This window comes from Rahnella variigena, from assembly GCF_003610915.1.
GTDB lineage: Bacteria > Pseudomonadota > Gammaproteobacteria > Enterobacterales > Enterobacteriaceae > Rahnella > Rahnella variigena.
Window position 1 is genome coordinate 668,008 of the sequence record NZ_NSDJ01000001.1, and the last position, 18,442, is coordinate 686,449.

Annotated in this window: 14 protein-coding genes; 6 read left to right on the forward strand and 8 right to left on the reverse strand. The window is 53.4% G+C overall.

Annotated elements, in window-relative coordinates:
* Positions 1–34: 34 nt before the first annotated feature.
* From CKQ54_RS03110 to CKQ54_RS03145, 8 genes are all read right to left on the reverse strand, one after another.
* The gene (locus tag CKQ54_RS03110; protein ID WP_113876846.1) at positions 35–1,948 is read right to left on the reverse strand and encodes a PTS mannitol transporter subunit IICBA; all 1,914 of its coding nucleotides are present in this window, start codon (positions 1,946–1,948) and stop codon (positions 35–37) included.
* A 488-nt stretch (positions 1,949–2,436) separates the two neighbouring features.
* Positions 2,437–3,993 (reverse strand): anti-phage dCTP deaminase, encoded by a 1,557-nt coding sequence (locus CKQ54_RS03115; RefSeq protein ID WP_244220165.1) that lies wholly within the window; start codon positions 3,991–3,993, stop codon positions 2,437–2,439.
* Positions 3,994–4,012: 19 nt separating this feature from the next.
* Positions 4,013–4,192: a hypothetical protein gene (locus CKQ54_RS03120; RefSeq protein WP_120163134.1), complete on the reverse strand. Its 180-nt coding sequence runs from the start codon at positions 4,190–4,192 to the stop codon at positions 4,013–4,015.
* Positions 4,193–4,427: 235 nt separating this feature from the next.
* Positions 4,428–5,222, reverse strand: a complete 795-nt coding sequence (locus CKQ54_RS03125) for a DsbA family protein (RefSeq protein ID WP_120163133.1) — start codon at positions 5,220–5,222, stop codon at positions 4,428–4,430.
* A 177-nt stretch (positions 5,223–5,399) separates the two neighbouring features.
* Complete coding sequence (locus CKQ54_RS03130) at positions 5,400–6,122, reverse strand: DUF3053 domain-containing protein (protein ID WP_113876842.1); 723 nt, start codon at positions 6,120–6,122, stop codon at positions 5,400–5,402.
* A gap of 284 nt (positions 6,123–6,406) precedes the next feature.
* Positions 6,407–8,476: a glycine--tRNA ligase subunit beta gene (gene glyS, locus CKQ54_RS03135; protein WP_113876841.1), complete on the reverse strand. Its 2,070-nt coding sequence runs from the start codon at positions 8,474–8,476 to the stop codon at positions 6,407–6,409.
* Positions 8,477–8,485: 9 nt separating this feature from the next.
* A complete protein-coding gene (gene glyQ, locus CKQ54_RS03140) occupies positions 8,486–9,400 on the reverse strand; it encodes a glycine--tRNA ligase subunit alpha (RefSeq protein WP_014333298.1) in 915 nt (304 codons plus the stop codon).
* A 166-nt stretch (positions 9,401–9,566) separates the two neighbouring features.
* Positions 9,567–11,573, reverse strand: coding sequence for an autotransporter outer membrane beta-barrel domain-containing protein (locus CKQ54_RS03145; protein ID WP_120163132.1), 2,007 nt, complete (start codon positions 11,571–11,573; stop codon positions 9,567–9,569).
* Positions 11,574–11,765: 192 nt separating this feature from the next.
* On the opposite strand from CKQ54_RS03145, the gene CKQ54_RS03150 reads away from it, so the two are divergent.
* The 6 genes from CKQ54_RS03150 to CKQ54_RS03175 all read left to right on the forward strand — a co-directional run bounded on the left by CKQ54_RS03150 (position 11,766) and on the right by CKQ54_RS03175 (position 18,384).
* Positions 11,766–12,338 (forward strand): DNA-3-methyladenine glycosylase I, encoded by a 573-nt coding sequence (locus tag CKQ54_RS03150; protein WP_120163131.1) that lies wholly within the window; start codon positions 11,766–11,768, stop codon positions 12,336–12,338.
* Positions 12,335–12,778 carry an N-acetyltransferase gene (locus tag CKQ54_RS03155; protein WP_113876836.1) on the forward strand — a complete coding sequence of 148 codons (444 nt, stop codon included), beginning with the start codon at positions 12,335–12,337 and terminating at the stop codon, positions 12,776–12,778. The genes CKQ54_RS03150 and CKQ54_RS03155 overlap by 4 nt, the downstream gene beginning before the upstream one ends.
* Positions 12,779–12,999: 221 nt before the next feature.
* A complete protein-coding gene (locus CKQ54_RS03160) occupies positions 13,000–13,662 on the forward strand; it encodes an OmpA family lipoprotein (protein WP_112287239.1) in 663 nt (220 codons plus the stop codon).
* Positions 13,663–13,764: 102 nt separating this feature from the next.
* Complete coding sequence (locus CKQ54_RS03165) at positions 13,765–14,772, forward strand: LacI family DNA-binding transcriptional regulator (RefSeq protein ID WP_113876834.1); 1,008 nt, start codon at positions 13,765–13,767, stop codon at positions 14,770–14,772.
* Positions 14,773–14,912: 140 nt separating this feature from the next.
* Positions 14,913–17,039 carry an alpha-galactosidase gene (locus CKQ54_RS03170; RefSeq protein ID WP_120163130.1) on the forward strand — a complete coding sequence of 709 codons (2,127 nt, stop codon included), beginning with the start codon at positions 14,913–14,915 and terminating at the stop codon, positions 17,037–17,039.
* 58 nt (positions 17,040–17,097) lie between these two features.
* Positions 17,098–18,384, forward strand: coding sequence for an MFS transporter (locus CKQ54_RS03175; protein WP_120163129.1), 1,287 nt, complete (start codon positions 17,098–17,100; stop codon positions 18,382–18,384).
* Positions 18,385–18,442 lie beyond the last annotated feature (58 nt).

The following is an 18,442-nucleotide window of genomic DNA, read 5'->3' on the forward strand; positions in this document are numbered from 1 at the left end:
GCTTAGTAATTACTTTTCGATTAACTGCTCAGTATCAGCCGCGAAGAATAGTCAGTACTTCTTCAACGCTGGTGGTGTTCGCCAGACGCTCGATAACACCGTCTTCGTCCAGTGCCGTGGTCAGTTTGGTGATCACGTTGATGTGCTCATTATTGCGTGCTGCGATACCGACGACCAGACGTGCGCGGTCATCTTCATCATCGCCCCAGCGGATACCCGCCGGATACTGGCAGAACACGATACCGGTTTTCAGTACACGGTCTTTTGCTTCGATGGTGCCGTGTGGCACAGCGATGGATTCGCCCAGATACGTCGAGGTCAGCTGCTCACGTGCCAGCATCGCGTCGACATATTCTGCCTGAACATACCCGCCTTTCACCAGTTGCTCACCCGCAAAACGAATCGCTTCTTCTTTCGTGCCAGCGCTCAGGCCGAGGAAGATATTGCTTTCGCTGATTCGGAACAGGTTTTCGTTTTCATTGTCTGCCACGATGCTGTCGCCCAGCGTCGTCGTCACTTTCTCTTTGTACTGGCTGGCTTTGTTCACTTCCACCAGACGGGAGGTCAGGTCAGTGTACAGGCCGCTGTCGAGGAAGTTGGTCAGCGAAATGTGCTGCGCATGTGGCACCTGACGCATGGCGCGTTCAGTCAGGTCACGGTGCGTAATCACCAGATCCACATCATCAGGCAGATTGTTGATGGCGCTGTTGGTGACGCTGATGTTGGTCAGTCCTGCATCCTGCACTTTTTTGCGCAGAACACCGGCACCCATTGCGCTGGAACCCATACCGGCGTCACAGGCTACGATGATTTTACGTACGGTAGACAGGTCGCCCGCCACGCCTGCAACAGCAGGTTTGCCGCCTTTAGACTGTGCTTTCATGTCCTGCATACGGCGTGTTGCTTCGTCCAGATCGTCGCCGTCTTTCGCTTTGGTGGTTTTCAGCAGCAAAGCGGAGATAACGAAGGACACCGCAAAGGCTGCCACGATGGCCGCGATATTAGCGAAGTACGCACCTTTTGGCGTCATCGCCAGCACGGCCAGGATGGAACCCGGAGAAGCCGGAGACACCAGACCGCCGTTCAGCAGAGTCAGGGTAAACACGCCCGTCATACCGCCCAGAATGACCGCCAGTAACAGGCGCGGGTTCATCAGAACGTATGGGAAGTAAATTTCGTGGATACCACCCAGGAAGTGGATGATTGCCGCGCCGCCAGCAGATTGCTTGGCGCTGCCACGACCGAAGAACATGTACGCCATCAGGACGCCCATACCCGGACCCGGGTTCGCTTCGATCAGGAAGAAGATTGATTTACCGGTTTCAGTCGCCTGCTGGATACCCAGCGGAGAGAAGATACCGTGGTTGATGGCGTTGTTGAGGAACAGGATTTTCGCCGGTTCAACAAAGATAGAGGCCAGCGGCAACAGGTTATGAATAACCATGATGTGCACGCCTGCAGCCAGCACTTTAGACAGCGCTTCTACCAGCGGACCAATCGCCAGGAAGGCCAGGATCGCCAGCAGCATACCGATAATACCGGCAGAGAAGTTGTTAACCAGCATCTCGAAGCCGCTTTTGATTTTACCGTCAACCCAGCGGTCGAAACGCTTGATGCACCAGCCGCCCAGCGGACCTGCAATCATTGCGCCGAGGAACATTGGCATATCCGCACCAACGATAACACCCATAACGGTGATTGCACCGACCACACCACCGCGGTCACCACCCACCAGACGACCACCGGTATAACCGATGAGCAATGGCAGAAGATAGGTGATCATCGGGCCAACCAGCTTCGCTAATGTTTCATTAGGGATCCAGCCGGTAGGAATGAACAGAGCGGTAATGATACCCCAGGCGATAAACGCGCCGATGTTGGGCATTACCATGTTACTCAGGAAGCGACCAAAGTTTTGAACTTTGATCTTAACGTCTGGTGAAAACATAAAACGCACCCCTATTGATACGCGCTGACAATAGAGCGCGTGATATCAGTTAATTATCGGTGACGGTTATTTCGGTTTTTCTGCCACTGCTTTAAAAATCCGTCCGTCGAATTGCTGTCTGCGAGGCGGACTCTACCACGTGATTATAGGCCTCGCGTAGCCACCCGGCAGCCCGTGACGGAGATCACACGTATACGGCCATCACCCCCTCACTTTTGGTGATCATGATCACAAAAACACCCTGTAACCCGGCTACACTGATTATTATTTAAACGCAACACCGTCAAAAATGTGACTTAAATCACTATTTGTTAACGATTCTTTATCATTAAAACGTGATATTCATCACAAAGTATTTTTGGGCAGACGGGCTTATTTCGCTTAAAAAGCATTCAGACGTGTCACGGTAATGGAAAAGTGAGTTTACGGAGGAGAGGTTGAAATAAAATTACAAGGGGGAGCGGGTATCCCGAATACCCGCGTCTTCGTTAATCGGGGAGAGGTTCATCACGAAGCTTATGAGTAACATTCAAAATCACTTTTGATTCAGAATCACCATAGCTATCCAGATATTGTGGATCAACGTGATGGGAAGCAGGGATTTCATAAGAAATTGGCTTGCCTCTGTCATCTTTTCTTGGACGGCTATAACCGAAAAATTTTGTATACCGCCTCGGTGCCGTTCCCTCAAAATTCTCGAAAATAACCTTTTTAGTTTTATCCGTACTGTCGGCGTGAGCTATCGAATCACCGTGAAGGTCTTCAGCCAGACTCTTGGCATAAGGTTCGATATAAACCACCCTCTTCAAGCCGGCGGCAACAATATGTCGTGCGCAGTTGTGGCAAGGATAAGTCGTGCAATAAAGTGTCTTACCACAAGTAGTTGCATTCGCAAGACGCGCCATCGTTGTAATTGCATCCATTTCGGCATGAATAGCACGCGAGTATTCAATCAGGGACTTTATTTTTGGGGTTTTCATAATCTGTATTGCAAGTTCATTCGCCCGTGACGGATCGCTTCGGGCGATCACTGCTTCGACCTCACGCCTGACTAAATCCTTGTGCATATCACTATGGCAGCCATCGTTGTTATAACAGCGTTTATCGCTCTTGCTTTCACAGGAATAGAGACCTCCACCTGCAGCAGGTACATCATTGCAGCCAGTGGAGAGGATGTTGCAATTATCATCCATAATAGCAGCCCCCACCTGACGCGATAAGCAGGCAGAGCGTAATGCGGCTGAATTTGCGGTGAACATGCCGGTTTCATCCTGGCTGGGACTCACATTATTTGCGCCATGTACAAGGTCGATAAATCGGGCTATCGATTTTTTAATCTGATCATTATTTATGTTCCTGATAAAATAATCGGCACACTGCAATGTGTCCTCGACATGTTGACCATAAGGGTACTCGGAACGCCTGTCGCGCCTGATTATTTCGGCAATCTGATGATCGTTAAGAAAATCCTTTTTCAAATTAATAACTCTTTCATTAATCGTTCTCACTAAGCCGATCAGATAAAAATTATTACGATACACCTCACGAAAGAGATCAACTTCTTCAGGATGTTTTAATTGATCGACAATGTAAGCTATTTTACTGGTTGATTTTCCTGATACTCCTTTAAAATCTCCCGTATTTAAATTTGCCGTCCTGATAACTTTTATTTTCCGGATAACCAATTCGGAGTTAATGATATTGCCATGTTTTTCACGCAGAGTATTACCGAGATTTTGCAACTGGATAAAATGCTCATAGCCTTCAAGTTTCTTTAACTCTGCCGCTTCAGCAGCTGACAGGGTGTCTGCCATTAAATCGCTAATTCTTATATGCACAACATGATAATTACAGGCTTTAAGTTTAGTGATGATTTTTTCTTTAAGGGTTTTAACCCCTGATCCACTCGCCCCACAAAGTCCGATGACCAGTTCTTGTGAGCGGCGCTCACGAATATCATCAATGCTGTTATTATTGCCGAATGATTGATTTGATGCAGGTAATGAAATGATTTTTTTTTGCCGGTTCAGCCATAGACACTCCAATGACTGGACAGCCTGAATGTTACCAGTCTAGCTTGGCTGCTTCTTCCAAAACCTGAGCCATGGCCTTTTTATATGCAGCAGACTGACGCCGGGCCAAAAGATCAATAACGTGCTCTGATCCCGTGCTCTCCACTGCTGAGAATTCGGAATGCTGTTCATCCGTTTTCAACGCAGCATAATCAGCGAATTGAACAATCATAAACTATCCATGTAATAAGTGAGAATTTGAGGGAACTCTGATGTCAGACCTAAATAATCAGAGATTGCTTCACTGGAATAAATATCCATGAAGAAAGGAAGGTTACCACGAGAAAACCAACGAAGTGCGTAAAAATTTACTCAGTTTCAGCCATTACATTCAATACTGAGAAGTGCTTTCCAAACTATAGTCATGAAAAAATCCGACAGCATTGGCTGCCGGATTGAACTCCGAATTACTTCCCGCCCTGCGCCTTCACAATGGCTGCCTGCAAATCTTCGGCAGACACGGCGCCCGGCAGCACGGTGGTGTTTTCAGCGGTCGCGCCGCTGGTTGGCATCACCACGAAACCTGGCGTGCCGCTGAAGCCCAGCGTACGTGCCAGTTCATCGTTCGATGCGATGGCTTCGTGCGTTGCTTTACGCTGTGCGTCGGTCGGTGCTGTGGCTTTGGCGGCTTTCACTGCGCCCGCGATATCGGCATCGGTCAGTTTGCCTTCGTCGTGGCCGGAGCGGTAAATGCTGTTGTGGTAATCAAAGTACGCCTGAGCGCCTTTTTCTTTCCATATAGCCATACCGGTTTCAGCGGCAGTGATGGACGCTTTCCAGCGGTCACCGAAGATTGGCCATTCTTTAAAGACGAAACGCACGTTCGGATTGGCTTTCACTGTCTGCTCAACCAGCGGCGCCATGTGACTGCAATACAGGCACTGGTAATCGAAGAATTCCACGAATGCCACTTTGGCATCTTTCGGGCCGTAGCTTGGGGTCGCCGGGTCATTCACCAGCGCTTTGGCGTTTGCCAGCACTGCACTCAGGGTTTGCTGTTGTTGCTGATCAGCCTGCTGTGCCTGCAATTTCTGGCTGACCTGCACCAGAATTTCCGGATGCTGCAACATGTAATCCGCCGCAATTTTACCAATGGCTTCCTGCTGCGCCGGGGTGAAATCTGCGGTTGCGCTGTCGGCAGCAAAAGCCAGCGTCGGCGCCAGCACCAGAGAAGCCAACAGAGTCATCGTCTGACGTTTCATCAAAAATCCTTAAAGTGAAATACGGGGAAAATCGAACAGTTGCCTTCAAAAGTAGAGGAATTTGGCCGGATTTGCAGGCTAAAAATTGTCATTTTTTATAAATATAAGGGCAGGAATGACGGAAATAAAAAAGCCACGTACGCGATGACGTGGCTTGTTTGAAAACGATGGTCTGGCTTAGTTGCTGAAATCACCCTGGGCGACTTTCTGCGCCTGAAGCAATGTCTGCTGTTTACCAACCAGATTGGACATCATGGTGTTGTACTGTGTTGCCTGCTGCTGCGTCGGGAACTGTACGCCACCATTGGCAAACGCGACCTGAGGGCCCTGTTGTTGCAGATAATCACCGACAGAGACGATATCCTGCGTGAAGCTTTGCAGCGCTGGCACCAGAGGCGTCAGCACGTTCGCTGGCTGGGTGACAACCGTGTTGTACACCTGGCCGTAAACCGCTTTCAGATCATCCGGTTGTTTCAGTGCAGCCATCGCTGTATCGGCTTTCACTTTTGAATCACGCAACTGTGCATTCAGCATACTCAGCGTGCTGGCTGCCTGTTGCAATGCGCTGCGCTGGGTCATGTAATCCTGCGGAGTACGCACCTGACCAATCGCGCTGACCACCGGTACCAGGCTGCCATCTACGGCGCCTTTCATCTGGCGGGAGAATGACAGGATAATGCCGTAGTCGTTCGCGTAATTACCAAAACGTTGTTTCTGATCTTCACTCAGCGAAGGCAAATTTTGCCCGCTGCGCATGACGGTATTTTGCAAATAATCGATAAAGGCTTTGCGTTGTTCCGGTTCTTTATCGCCACAGGCAGTGAGCTGGAAAACGACCAGCAATGCGATAAACGGCGCCAGCCAGCGAGAAAATACACCGCTTCTGATCCCTACAGCCATGAGTCCTGACTCCTGATTTCAATGTTCTTCTTCCGGCCAGTTCCCTGCCGATGCTGTGCATTCCATGCGGGTTATAGGATAGAACAATTGGGGGGAGAACGCTTTTTAAAAAAGCGTAGAAATTGGCATCCGATAAGGTGCCTTGCTCCTCCCCCTGCGAAGGGGGAGGCCGGGAGGGGGTATTAAAGACAAAACAAGGGTCAACGCATACTTCAACTTTTTGATGTTGCTGTAATACCCCACCCCAACCCTCCCCTTCGCAGGGGAGGGCGCAAAAGCTAAATTTACTGAAGCAGCGAAATATCCGCGACTTGCAGGAACAGCTCCCGCAGTTTGGACAGCAGCGTCAGACGGTTGATACGCACCGCTTCGTTCTCATCCATTACCATCACGGTATCAAAGAACGTATCGACGGTTTCGCGCAGCGCAGCCAGTTCCACCAGCGCTTCTTTGTACTCACCGGCCGCAAACAGCGGTTCCAGTTTGTCACGCAGAACCACCAGATGCGTCGCCAGTTTCAGCTCCGCAGGTTCTTTCAGCACGGATGCGTGAACGTGATCCAGCAGAACGTCGGTGGATTTCGCCAGAATGTTGGACACACGCTTGTTGGCCGCAGCCAGCGTTGCCGCTTCATCGAGCGTACGGAAGTAGCTCACCGCTTTCACGCGCGCATCGAAATCTGCCGGTTTGGTCGGACGACGTGCCAGCACAGCCTGAATAGTATCGACCGCGTGACCTTCTTCCTGATACCACGCACGGAAACGACCGAGCATGAAATCAACCACTTCATCGACAACCTTGGCGTTAGTCAGCTTGTCGCCGTACAGGCGCACTGCTTCTTCGGTCAGGGTTTGCAGATCAAGCGGCAGGTTTTTCTCAACGATGATACGCAGAACACCGAGCGCGGCACGACGCAATGCGAACGGGTCTTTATCGCCTTTCGGATGCTGACCGATGCCGAAAATACCGGCCAGGGTGTCCATCTTGTCAGCGATTGCCAGCGCGCACGCTACCAGCGATGCCGGTAACTCGTCGCCCGCAAAGCGTGGCTGATACTGTTCGTTCAGGGCTACCGCGACTTCTTCCTGCTCGCCGTCGTGACGCGCATAGTGCATGCCCATCACGCCCTGCGTGTCGGTGAATTCGAAGACCATGTTGGTCATCAGGTCACATTTTGACAGCAGACCTGCGCGTTTTGCGTTCTCAACGTTGGCACCGATTTTCTCAGCGATCCAGCCTGACAACGCCTGAATACGGTCGGTTTTGTCGCGCAGCGTACCCAGCTGTTTCTGGAACAACACGGTTTCCAGACGCGGCAGGTTATCTTCGAGACGTTTTTTGCGGTCGGTATTGAAGAAGAATTCGGCATCGGCCAGACGCGGACGCACCACTTTTTCGTTACCGGAAATGATTTGCTGCGGATCTTTCGACTCGATGTTAGCCACGAAGATAAAGTTCGGCAGAAGTTTGCCCGCAGCGTCGTACACCGGGAAATACTTCTGGTCGCCTTTCATGGTGTAAACCAGCGCTTCAGCCGGAACCGCCAGGAATTTCTCTTCGAATTTCGCGGTCAGCACCACCGGCCATTCGACCAGAGACGCCACTTCTTCCAGCAGGCTTTCGCTCAGATCAGCGATGCCGCCAATCTCTTTCGCCGCTTTCTCAGCATCCTGTTTGATCAGCGCTTTACGCTGTTCGTAATCCGCAATGACTTTGCCGCGTTCCAGCAGAATCTGTGGATACTGATCGGCGTTGTCGAGGGTGAATTCAGGCTCACCCATGAAGCGGTGACCGCGAACCGTGCGGGCAGAATCGATACCGAGGATTTTCGCCGGGATCAGCTCATCGCCTAACAGCAGCGTGACGGTGTGAACCGGACGCACAAACTGCACGTCGGAATCGCCCCAGCGCATCAGTTTAGGGATTGGCAGTTTAGACAGTGAAGTGGCGATCATCGCCGGCAGCAGTTGTTGCGCGCTTTCGCCTTTGACGTGCGCACGGTAAACCAGCCATTCACCTTTGTCGGTGACCAGACGATCGGCCTGATCAACGGTGATACCGCAACCGCGAGCCCAGCCTTCAGCGGCTTTGCTTGGTTTGCCTTCGGCATCGAATGCCTGCGCGACAGCCGGGCCGCGTTTTTCAACTTCGCGGTCAGCCTGAGATTCATGCAGACCGGAGACTTTCAGCGCCAGACGGCGCGGAGCTGCAAACCATTTTACGTCGCCGTGTGGCAGGTTCGCCGCATCCAGCTCCGCAGTCAGGTTAGCTGCAAAAGATTCAGCAAGGCTGCGCAGAGCCTTCGGTGGCAGTTCTTCCGTGCCGATTTCCACCAGAAATGTTTTTTCAGTCATTGACTTATCTCACTTCTCGTTCTTTTTGCACATCGGGAAGCCCAGCACTTCGCGGGAAGCGTAATACGCCTCAGCTACCGCTTTAGTCAGGGTACGGATGCGCAGAATGTAGCGCTGACGTTCAGTCACAGAAATCGCTTTACGCGCGTCGAGCAGGTTGAAGCAATGGGCCGCTTTCAGGATGCGCTCGTACGCCGGCAGTGCCAGTGGCTTTTCGAGTGCCAGCAGGGTTTGCGCTTCTTTCTCGTGCTGTTCAAAACAGGTGAACAGGAAATCGACGTCGGCGTATTCAAAGTTATACGTCGATTGCTCCACTTCGTTCTGATGGAACACGTCGCCGTAGGTGGTTTTACCCAGCGGACCGTTGCTCCAGACCAGATCGTAAACGCTGTCCACGCCCTGGATGTACATCGCCAGACGTTCCAGACCGTAAGTGATTTCGCCGGTTACCGGTTTACATTCCAGGCCGCCGACCTGCTGGAAGTAAGTGAACTGCGTCACTTCCATGCCGTTCAGCCACACTTCCCAGCCAAGACCCCAGGCGCCGAGCGTCGGGTTTTCCCAGTTGTCTTCAACGAAGCGGATATCGTGGATCAGCGGGTCAAGACCCAGCTCTTTCAGCGAGCCGAGGTACAGCTCCTGAATGTTTTCCGGTGAAGGTTTGATCATCACCTGGAACTGATAATAGTGCTGCAGACGGTTAGGGTTTTCGCCGTAGCGGCCGTCGGTCGGACGACGTGATGGCTGAACATACGCTGCCGCAAAAGGCTCAGGGCCGAGTGCGCGCAGGCTGGTCATCGGGTGCGAGGTGCCCGCGCCGACTTCCATATCCAGCGGTTGAACAATGGTGCAGCCCTGCTGCGCCCAATAATCTTGCAGTGTCAGGATCAGGCCCTGAAATGTCTTGGTATCAAACTTTTGCATGTTGGATTCGCACGCGAGAAAGTGGGTGTAAAGAGAGTGCGACAGTATACCCGCTGCACGGAAGATAATCAGCCAGAATCAGGCAGCAGAGAGATTCGGAAAGGTATTGTTTAGTTTTCAGCGATCTGCTGGCGCAGTAAAAAGGGGCTGAACGCCCCTTTATCCCTTAAAACCGCGCACTGATCCCCGCGTTATAGGAAGTTTGCTCGCCGGAATCCAGCCCGGTGGTTTGAGAAATAGTCGCAAATGCTGAAATGCTGTGGGTGATTTGCACGTTTAAGCCTGCGGTCATATCAACCCAGTCGTCATCCTGCTCGCCGGTAGTGCGGCTGAACCGCGTGCGGGTGGATTTGATCGCGCCGGTGGTGGTGTAGGTTTTATCCCCAAACTGCCGGTCATACGTTACCTGCGCGTACGGATTGACGATGCCGAGTTCGGCATTTACACGCCAGCCCAGTGCGCCGATTTGTGAATGGGAAGTCTGATCGCCAAAGCGCATTGAGGTGCTGTTATTCCCCTTCTCGCTGTAACCGTCAACACTGCTGTAATCCCAGCTGTATTGCGCAACCGGCCCGGTTTTCAGCACCGGCAGCACCGGGAAATCCCAGCCTGCGGTGACGCGTCCGCCGATCTGTTTGCCGTCGGTATCACCACGTTCGGTACGGGTGGTTGGCCCGAGGGTGATGCGACGTTTGATGTCGTCATAATTGAGCGAACCATAATGCACATCGCCGTTGATCCAGCCATTTTCGGCGATTTTAATGCCCGTGAATGCGGTCGCCATCCAGCCGCGCGTGCGGTAGCTGTAATGATCGGTCGGATCGTCTTTATCATCGGAACCGGAAAGCATCAGCCCCATCATCCAGCGATCGGTCATCTGATAATCCATTCCGATATTCAGCGAGTTAGATGTCAGGTCGCCATCGCCCAGCCCCATCGACGGGCTGAATTTGCTGTCCGCACTTTGTCCGGCATAGCCGCCAAACATGCCGAAAGTTCCGGCGTCATTATCCTGCGTGCGCAGCTGCTGATAACGGCTGTCGAGCAATCCCTGCGTATTTCTCGCCAATGCCAGTGACCCCTGACTCAGCGCCGAGGCTTCCAGCGGGCCGTCGATCACCGACTGCATATACTGGGCAATCAGCGCGTGCGCCTGAGGTGTCGGGTGGAAATGGTCAGAAAACAGGAAAGCTTTACTGGTGTCGAAACCCGGCAGGTTCGAGGTACATTCCGACGCGGATGTCCCGACCGGACAGGCGGTACCGGCAGTATTGGCGAAACCGTATAACGCCGGATCGGCCACCACTTCGTTGAACAACCCGTTGATATCCACACGCGCAATATTGCCACCGGTTTTCGCCAGCGCGATATCTTCGGTGGTGTTGTAGGTGTCTGTCAGGCCGCCAGCTACGTCTTTCAGCGCGTCATAAGCCGCTGCCAGCCCTTTTGCGATCACGTCCTGCACCAGCGGAATACCGGAGCCTTCCGCTGCAGCGGCCGCCAGTGCATTGTGAATGGCTTCGGTGCGGGCATCGGCATTCGGCGTATTTTGTGCATTGAGATACTGATATGCCGCTTCCAGCGCCTGTTGCTGCACTGGCAGTAATCCGACCTGTATCACGCCTTCCATCAGCACCGGCGTCAGACCGATATTGGGCACCGTTGGCACCACGACGGTTCCGGCACCGGCTTTCAATAAATCGTTCACCTGGGACGCCGCCTGCGTCGCGCTGTTGGTGGCAATTTCCACCGCCGTGATCGGGTTCAGGCTCAGCGCCGCAGCGGCCAGATCGTTACCGCCAATCCAGTGAATATACAGCCCGTTCGGGTCGGCTTTGCCGCCGGTCGAGGCCAGATAGCTTTTGACCTGATCCTGCGTGGTGTAGTCAGAATCCAGCCCCGGTACCGCGACGCCGCCGCCTTCAGCATAGTTCAGGCCGCCTTTTGAGGACGGCGTTAACGTTGTGCCGATGTTGTTCGCCAGGATTTCGTCATAAAGCTGATGTGAACTGCTGTCGAAGGTCCAGCGGCCAATATTGCCGGTATCACTCAGGCTGTCGCCGAAAACATAAAGCTGGTCAAAAGCCTGCGCCGGAACCTGTAATCCCAGGCACAGTGCCACCGCAAATGCTCCTTTCTTCAGCCGTAATCTGGACGTCTTTTTGCCGCTCATAAGTGTGATATCCCTAAAAGATCGGTGTCGCAACGCTATGAATAAATGTAAGGATTGCGTAATAAGTGGCTTTAAATATTGTTCAGATCCGACCAGCGTCAAGGCAGAGGTTCAGAAATTGCGACGTTGCAGAGTTATCCGAGAAGCCACACACTGACGCCACGCATGTCAGCCTCTTATAAGGACAACAGAATGGCGACCACCCGATGCAGCTGGGTTTCGAAAGAGCCGGTTTATCTCGAATACCACGATAAAGAATGGGGCGTTCCGGTTAAGGATGGCCGCGAACTGTTTGAAATGCTGTGCCTCGAAGGCCAGCAGGCGGGGCTTTCCTGGATCACCGTGCTGAGAAAGCGTGAGAATTATCGTCAGAACTTCCATAATTTTGACCCCAAACGTATCGCGAAAATGACCGATGACGATGTGGAACGTCTGGTGCTCGACGCGGGTATTATTCGTCACCGTGGCAAAATCAAAGCCATTATCGGCAACGCACAGGCGTATCTGGCGATGCAGGCCAGCGGGGAGGACTTCTCAGAATTCATCTGGGATTTTGTCGGCGGTCAACCGGTCATCAATAATCCCCCCGGTCCCGAAGGCGTTCCGGCGAAAACGGCAGTGTCTGATGCCATGTCCAAAGCGCTTAAAAAGAAAGGCTTTAAATTCATCGGCTCCACGATTTGTTATGCCTTTATGCAGGCCGCCGGGCTGGTGAACGATCATCAGTCATATTGCTTCTGCCATCTCGCGAATCAGCCGTCATGATCCGCGCTGCGCAGCCCGGCGATACCGAAGCCATTCTGATGCTGTGGCTGCGCAGCTCATTACTTTCCCATCCTTTTATTGCCGATTCTTACTGGATTGAAAGCCTGCAAATGGTCAGGGAAGAGTTTCTGCCCAAAGCGCGCGTCTGGGTGGATTGTGATGCGAATGATGTGATTTGCGGATTTATCGGCGTGCTCAATCAGCAGTTTATTGGTGCGCTTTTTGTCGAAGAATCTCATTACGGCGACGGCACCGCACAACGGCTGATGGGCGCCGCTAAAGAGGAATATCCGGTGCTGCTGCTGGAGGTCTATCAGCAAAATCACCGTGCCATCGCGTTCTATCACAAAGAAAAGTTTGAAATCACCGCCCGCACCCTTCACCCCGGCACTGACCTGCCGACCTATATCCTGCGCTGGTTCCAGCCCCTTTCTGAATAAGTTCCTGAAACCGGTAAAAATACAAAAAGGGATATCCGGAATTCTCCTACTGCTTAACACCGCGAAATTGCGCATAAAGAGCGCCAGAACGCCGCAGGACTGATGTCCTCCCGTTGCATTTGTTTATGTTTTGACACCTTTTTCTGTGCAACTTGTCGGAAATCAGGCAGTCATAATGCAGCGGTGAAGTTCTGAATAATAAACATCCTGAAGGAAATAAGATGAGCAAAAGATTAGTTGTGGTTGCGGGCGTACTTTGCGCCACCCTGGGCCTGTCGGCCTGTACCACTAACCCTTACACCGGCGAATCAGAAGCAGGGAAATCCGGCATTGGCGCAGGTCTTGGGGCCGCGCTCGGCGCAGGCGTCGGTATGCTGTCTTCTTCTAAACACGACCGCGGCAAAGGCGCGTTGATCGGTGCCGCAGCCGGTGCCGCGCTGGGTGGCGGTGCAGGTTATTACATGGATGTGCAGGAATCTAAACTGCGCGACAAAATGAAAGGCACCGGCGTCAGCGTGACCCGTCAGGGCGATAACATCGTGCTGAACATGCCAAATAACGTGACCTTCGATACCAACAGCAGCACGCTGAAACCCGCTGGCGCTAACACGCTGACCGGCGTGGCGATGGTACTGAAAGAGTATCCGAAAACCGCCGTCAACGTCGTCGGTTACACCGACAGCACCGGCACCCGTGCGCTCAACATGAAGCTGTCGCAGCAACGTGCTGACGGCGTGGGCAGCGCGCTGATCACGCAAGGTGTTGAAGGCAGCCGCGTTCATACCACTGGCGCTGGCCCGGACAATCCGATCGCCAGCAACAGCACCGAAGCGGGCAAAGCGCAGAACCGTCGCGTCGAGATCACCCTCAGTCCGTTGCAGTAAATTTCGTCATCCCCCTGATAAAAACGGAGCCACCCGGCTCCGTTTTCGCGTTTGTGATATTCTCCCGCCACGTGCCTTTCCACCTGTGTAACGGATGTGAGTATGTCTCTGAAAGCCATTGCGAAAGATCTCGGTCTCTCTGTCACCACCGTCAGCCGTGCGCTGAACGGGTACGATGACGTTTCAGCGGACACCAAAGCACGCGTTCAGGCGGCGGCAGATTTGCGTGGCTACCGGCCCAACACCCTCGCCCGCCGGTTGAAAATGGGTAAAATCGACGCCGTTGGCCTCATTTTCCCCTTCACTTCTCATCCGTTAAGCAATTCCGCCTTTATAGAAATGGTCGGCTGTATCACCCGCGAACTGGCAAAATATGAAATCGATTTACTGCTGGTGCCGGATGAACTGGGCACCTTTTCGTGGCGCAGACTCATCGAAAGTAAACGCGTCGATGCCATGCTGGTGGCGCATACGCTGGATAACGATCCACGACTGCTGGATTTGCAGCAGCGTAATTTTCCGTTTCTGGCGCTCGGGCGCAGCGGATGTCTGACGCAGGATTACGCCTGGTTTGATTTCGATAACCGGGCCGGTATGCAGATGGCGGTCGATCATCTCGCCGCGCTCGGGCATCAGCGCATCGCGTTTCTCGGCGAAAATAACCAGCAATCGTTTATCGGTCAGCGCTATCAGGGTTATCTCGACGGATTGCAGTCAAACGCCCTGCCACATCATCCTGATTACGTGCATAAAATCAGCCCGAGCCGCCGCGCCGGTTATCAGACTACGCAGGCGCTGCTGGCCTTACCGGTGCCACCGACGGCGATCGTCTGCGACTGTAATATGCATGGCGAAGGCGCTGCGCTGGCGTTGCATGAAGCCGGTTTACTGCTCAGCGGCGCTGTTTCCCTGATAATCTTTGACGGATTGCCGTGCGACAGCGTGCCCGATGTGGCCGTGACCGCTGTCCGTCAGGGCACGCGTGAAGCGGTCGGGCTGCAAATCGCCACCATGACCATGGCGCTGATCCGCAACGAACCGCTGAAAAACCTGCAGGTTCTCTGGCAACCGGAATTGCAGGCGGGCGTCACCGTCCATCCACCACGCTGATATTTCCCCCTTAGATTATTTTTCCACCCTATATCACAGTTTTTAACCTTCACATTTCCCACCCGAAACGTTTCTGATCAATAGTTACTCCACCTGATCGCGTCTTATCAGCGCAAATCTCTCTGTGGAGCAGTGACTATATGGAAAACCAGATTGTTCATTTAACCGGCGGGCATACCAGCCTGATCGTCCGTTGCACGCCTTACGCCGAAATTCTTTACTGGGGAAACCGCCTCAGTCAGTTTTCCGCAGATGACATCATTTCGCTGAGCCGCGCCGTGCCCAATGGCCGGATTGATGTGGAAGCGCCGGTGAATGTCAGCGCGGATTCCGGACGGGGTTCTTTCGGCACACCGGGGATGGAAGGCCATCGCGACGGGCTGGACTGGTCGCCGGTGTTCAATACCACACAGGTAAAGCACGACGGGAATCAGCTCACCATCATCACCGAAGACGCGATCGCCGGTCTGCAATTTCGCAGCGAATTGCGCCTTGATGACAGCGGCGTTTTGCAGGCGCGTAATGCGCTGACCAATCTCAAGCCTGGCACCTATCAGGTGACGCGGCTGGCTGTGACGCTGCCGCTGCCGGAGCGCGCCGCCGAGGTAATGGCGTTTCATGGTCGCTGGATCAAAGAGTTCCAGCCACACCGCACGCAGCTGGATCACGGCGGCATCATTCAGGAAAACCGGCGCGGTAAAACGTCTTCCGAATATTTCCCGGCGATGATGATCGGTCATCCGGGTTTCAGCGAAGAACAGGGCGAAGTCTGGGGGATTCATCTGGGCTGGAGCGGCAACCATCGTCTGCGCGCTGACATCAAAATCGACGGCCGGCGTCTGGTGCAGGCCGAAGCGTTGTATTTCCCAGGCGAACAACGGCTTGAACAAGGTGAAACGCTGGAAACTCCGTGGCTGTACGCCAGCTATTCCGCCTGCGGCCTGAACCGCATGAGTCAGCAATTCCACCGCTTTGTGCGCGAACAGATTTTGCGCTTCCCGGCTGAGAAACCGCGTCCGGTGCATCTCAACACCTGGGAAGGGATTTATTTCGATCACGATCCAGACTACATCATGCAGATGGCGACTGAGTCCGCCGCGTTAGGCGTGGAACGCTTCATTATCGACGACGGCTGGTTCCGTGGCCGCGACCACGACCGCGCCGCGCTGGGTGACTGGTATCTCGATGAGAAGAAATACCCGCACGGCCTGAAACCGGTGATCGACCACGTCAAAAATCTCGGCATGGAATTTGGTATCTGGGTCGAGCCGGAAATGATTAACCCGGATTCAGATTTATATCGCGCCCATCCCGACTGGCTGCTGGCATTGCCCGGTTATCAGCAACCTAGCGGGCGTCATCAGTTCGTGCTCGACCTGAATAATCCGCAGGTCTTTGATTATCTTGTGGAACGCATGAGCTGGCTGCTCGGCGAGCACGATGTGGATTACGTGAAATGGGACATGAACCGCGAAATCGTTCAGCCCGGTCACGAAGGTCGCGCGGCGCTGACGGCGCAAACGCATGAGTTTTACCGTCTGCTGGATGTGCTGGGCGAACGCTTCCCGCACATCGAGTTTGAATCCTGCGCGTCCGGCGGTGGCCGTATTGATTTCGAGGTGCTTAAACGCAGCCATCGTTTCTGGACATCTGACAATAACGACGCGCTGGAGCGACAGAAAATTCAGCGCGGCATGAGCTATTTCTTCCCGCCGGAAGTGATGGGATCGCACATCGGCAACAAGCTGTGCCATGCCACGTCACGCCAGCACAGCATTGAATTCCGCGGCCTGACCGCGTTGTTCGGTCACATGGGCATTGAGCTGGATCCGGTGAAAGAAGGCGAGGCGGAGCGCGCCGGTTTTGCGAAATACACCCGCCTGCATCAGCAGCTGCGCCCGTTATTACACAGCGGCGATGTGTACCGCGTGGATACGCATGACGAGACGGTACTGATTAACGGTGTGATCAGTAAAAACGCCGGCAGCGCGGTATTTCTGATCAGCCAGCTGGCGATGCCGACCTGGTCATTGCCCGGATCGTTACGGGTACCGGGGCTGAAACCTGAAGCGCGTTATCGCGTGACGGTGCTGGACGAACCGCCGTTGCTGAAAGGCGGCTGCAGCGGTCACACCATGCGCGTGCAACCGGCCTGGCTGCATGAATCGCCGGTGCTGAGCGGTGAATGGCTGGCGAATGCCGGGCTGGCGTTGCCGGTGCTGGATCCGGAAAGCGCCCTGCTTCTGGGCTTCGAAGAAATCAGATAACAACAAAAAACGCCGGTACGACAGTGCCGGTTTTCATGGTTTCGGCAAGGAAATCACTATGAACCCTACACAAACTTCCGATCGTTGCTTCTATAAAAACAATACTAACTTCTGGATATTTGGCAGCTATTTCTTCCTCTACTTCTTCATTATGGCGACCTGTTATCCGTTTTTACCGATCTGGCTTTCTGACGTGATCGGCCTGAGCAAAACGGAAACTGGCATCGTGTTTTCCAGCATGTCGCTGTTCGCTATTCTGTTTCAGCCGGTTTTCGGCATCATTTCTGACAAGCTCGGCCTGAAGAAACATCTTCTGTGGGTCATCGCCGTGCTGCTGTTCCTGTTTGCGCCGTTCTTTATTTACGTCTTCGCGCCGTTGTTAAAACTCAATATTGTGCTCGGCGCCATTCTCGGCGGTGCCTATATCGGTTTCGTGTTCGCGGGTGGCTCGGGCGCGACTGAGGCGTATATCGAAAGGGTCAGCCGCAACAGCTCATTTGAATACGGCAAGGCACGGATGTTCGGTTGTTTCGGCTGGGGGATTTGCGCCTCGACGGCGGGCGTGCTGTTTAACATCAATCCGGACATTGTGTTCTGGATGGGTTCCGGCGCGGCGATCATTTTGATGATTTTGCTGCTGATTGCCCGCCCGCAGGAAAACAAAAACGCGCAGGTGCTGGATAAACTCGGTGCCAATCAGCCGCAATTCTCTCTGAAAACGGCGGCGTTGTTACTGAAAGAGCGCAAATTGTGGATGCTGATTTTGTACGTGATTGGTGTGGCCTGTGTATATGATGTGTTTGATCAGCAGTTCGCGACGTTCTTCAAAACCTTCTTTGCTTCTCCGCAACAGGGCACGGAAATGTTCGGCTACGTCACCACCGCCGGTGAGTTGTGTAACGCGCTGATTATGTTCTGTTCTCCGTGGATTATTAACCGCATCGGCGCAAAAAATACGTTGCTGCTGGCGGGTACGATTATGTCGATCCGCATTGTCGGTTCCTCTTTTGCGACCACGGCCATCGAAGTGATCCTGCTGAAAATGCTGCACGCGCTGGAAGTGCCGTTCCTGCTGGTCGGTGTGTTCAAATACATCACGCAGATTTTTGATGTCCGGTTCTCGGCGACCATTTATCTGATCGGGTTTAACTTTGCCAAACAGCTGGCAGCGATTTTCCTTTCCGCATTTGCCGGTAACCTGTACGACCGCATCGGGTTCAGCGATACCTATCTGATCCTCGGCGGTATTGCCTTTGGCGTGACGATCATTTCGGCCTTTACGCTGAGCAACAGACCTGAGCCCGGGGCGGTTTCCGGCGTCCAGACGGCAGAAGGATTGCGCTGACTTACGGGATGCAGCCTTTCGGCACTCTGTGCTAGTCTCCGTGGGACAAGCATGAGGG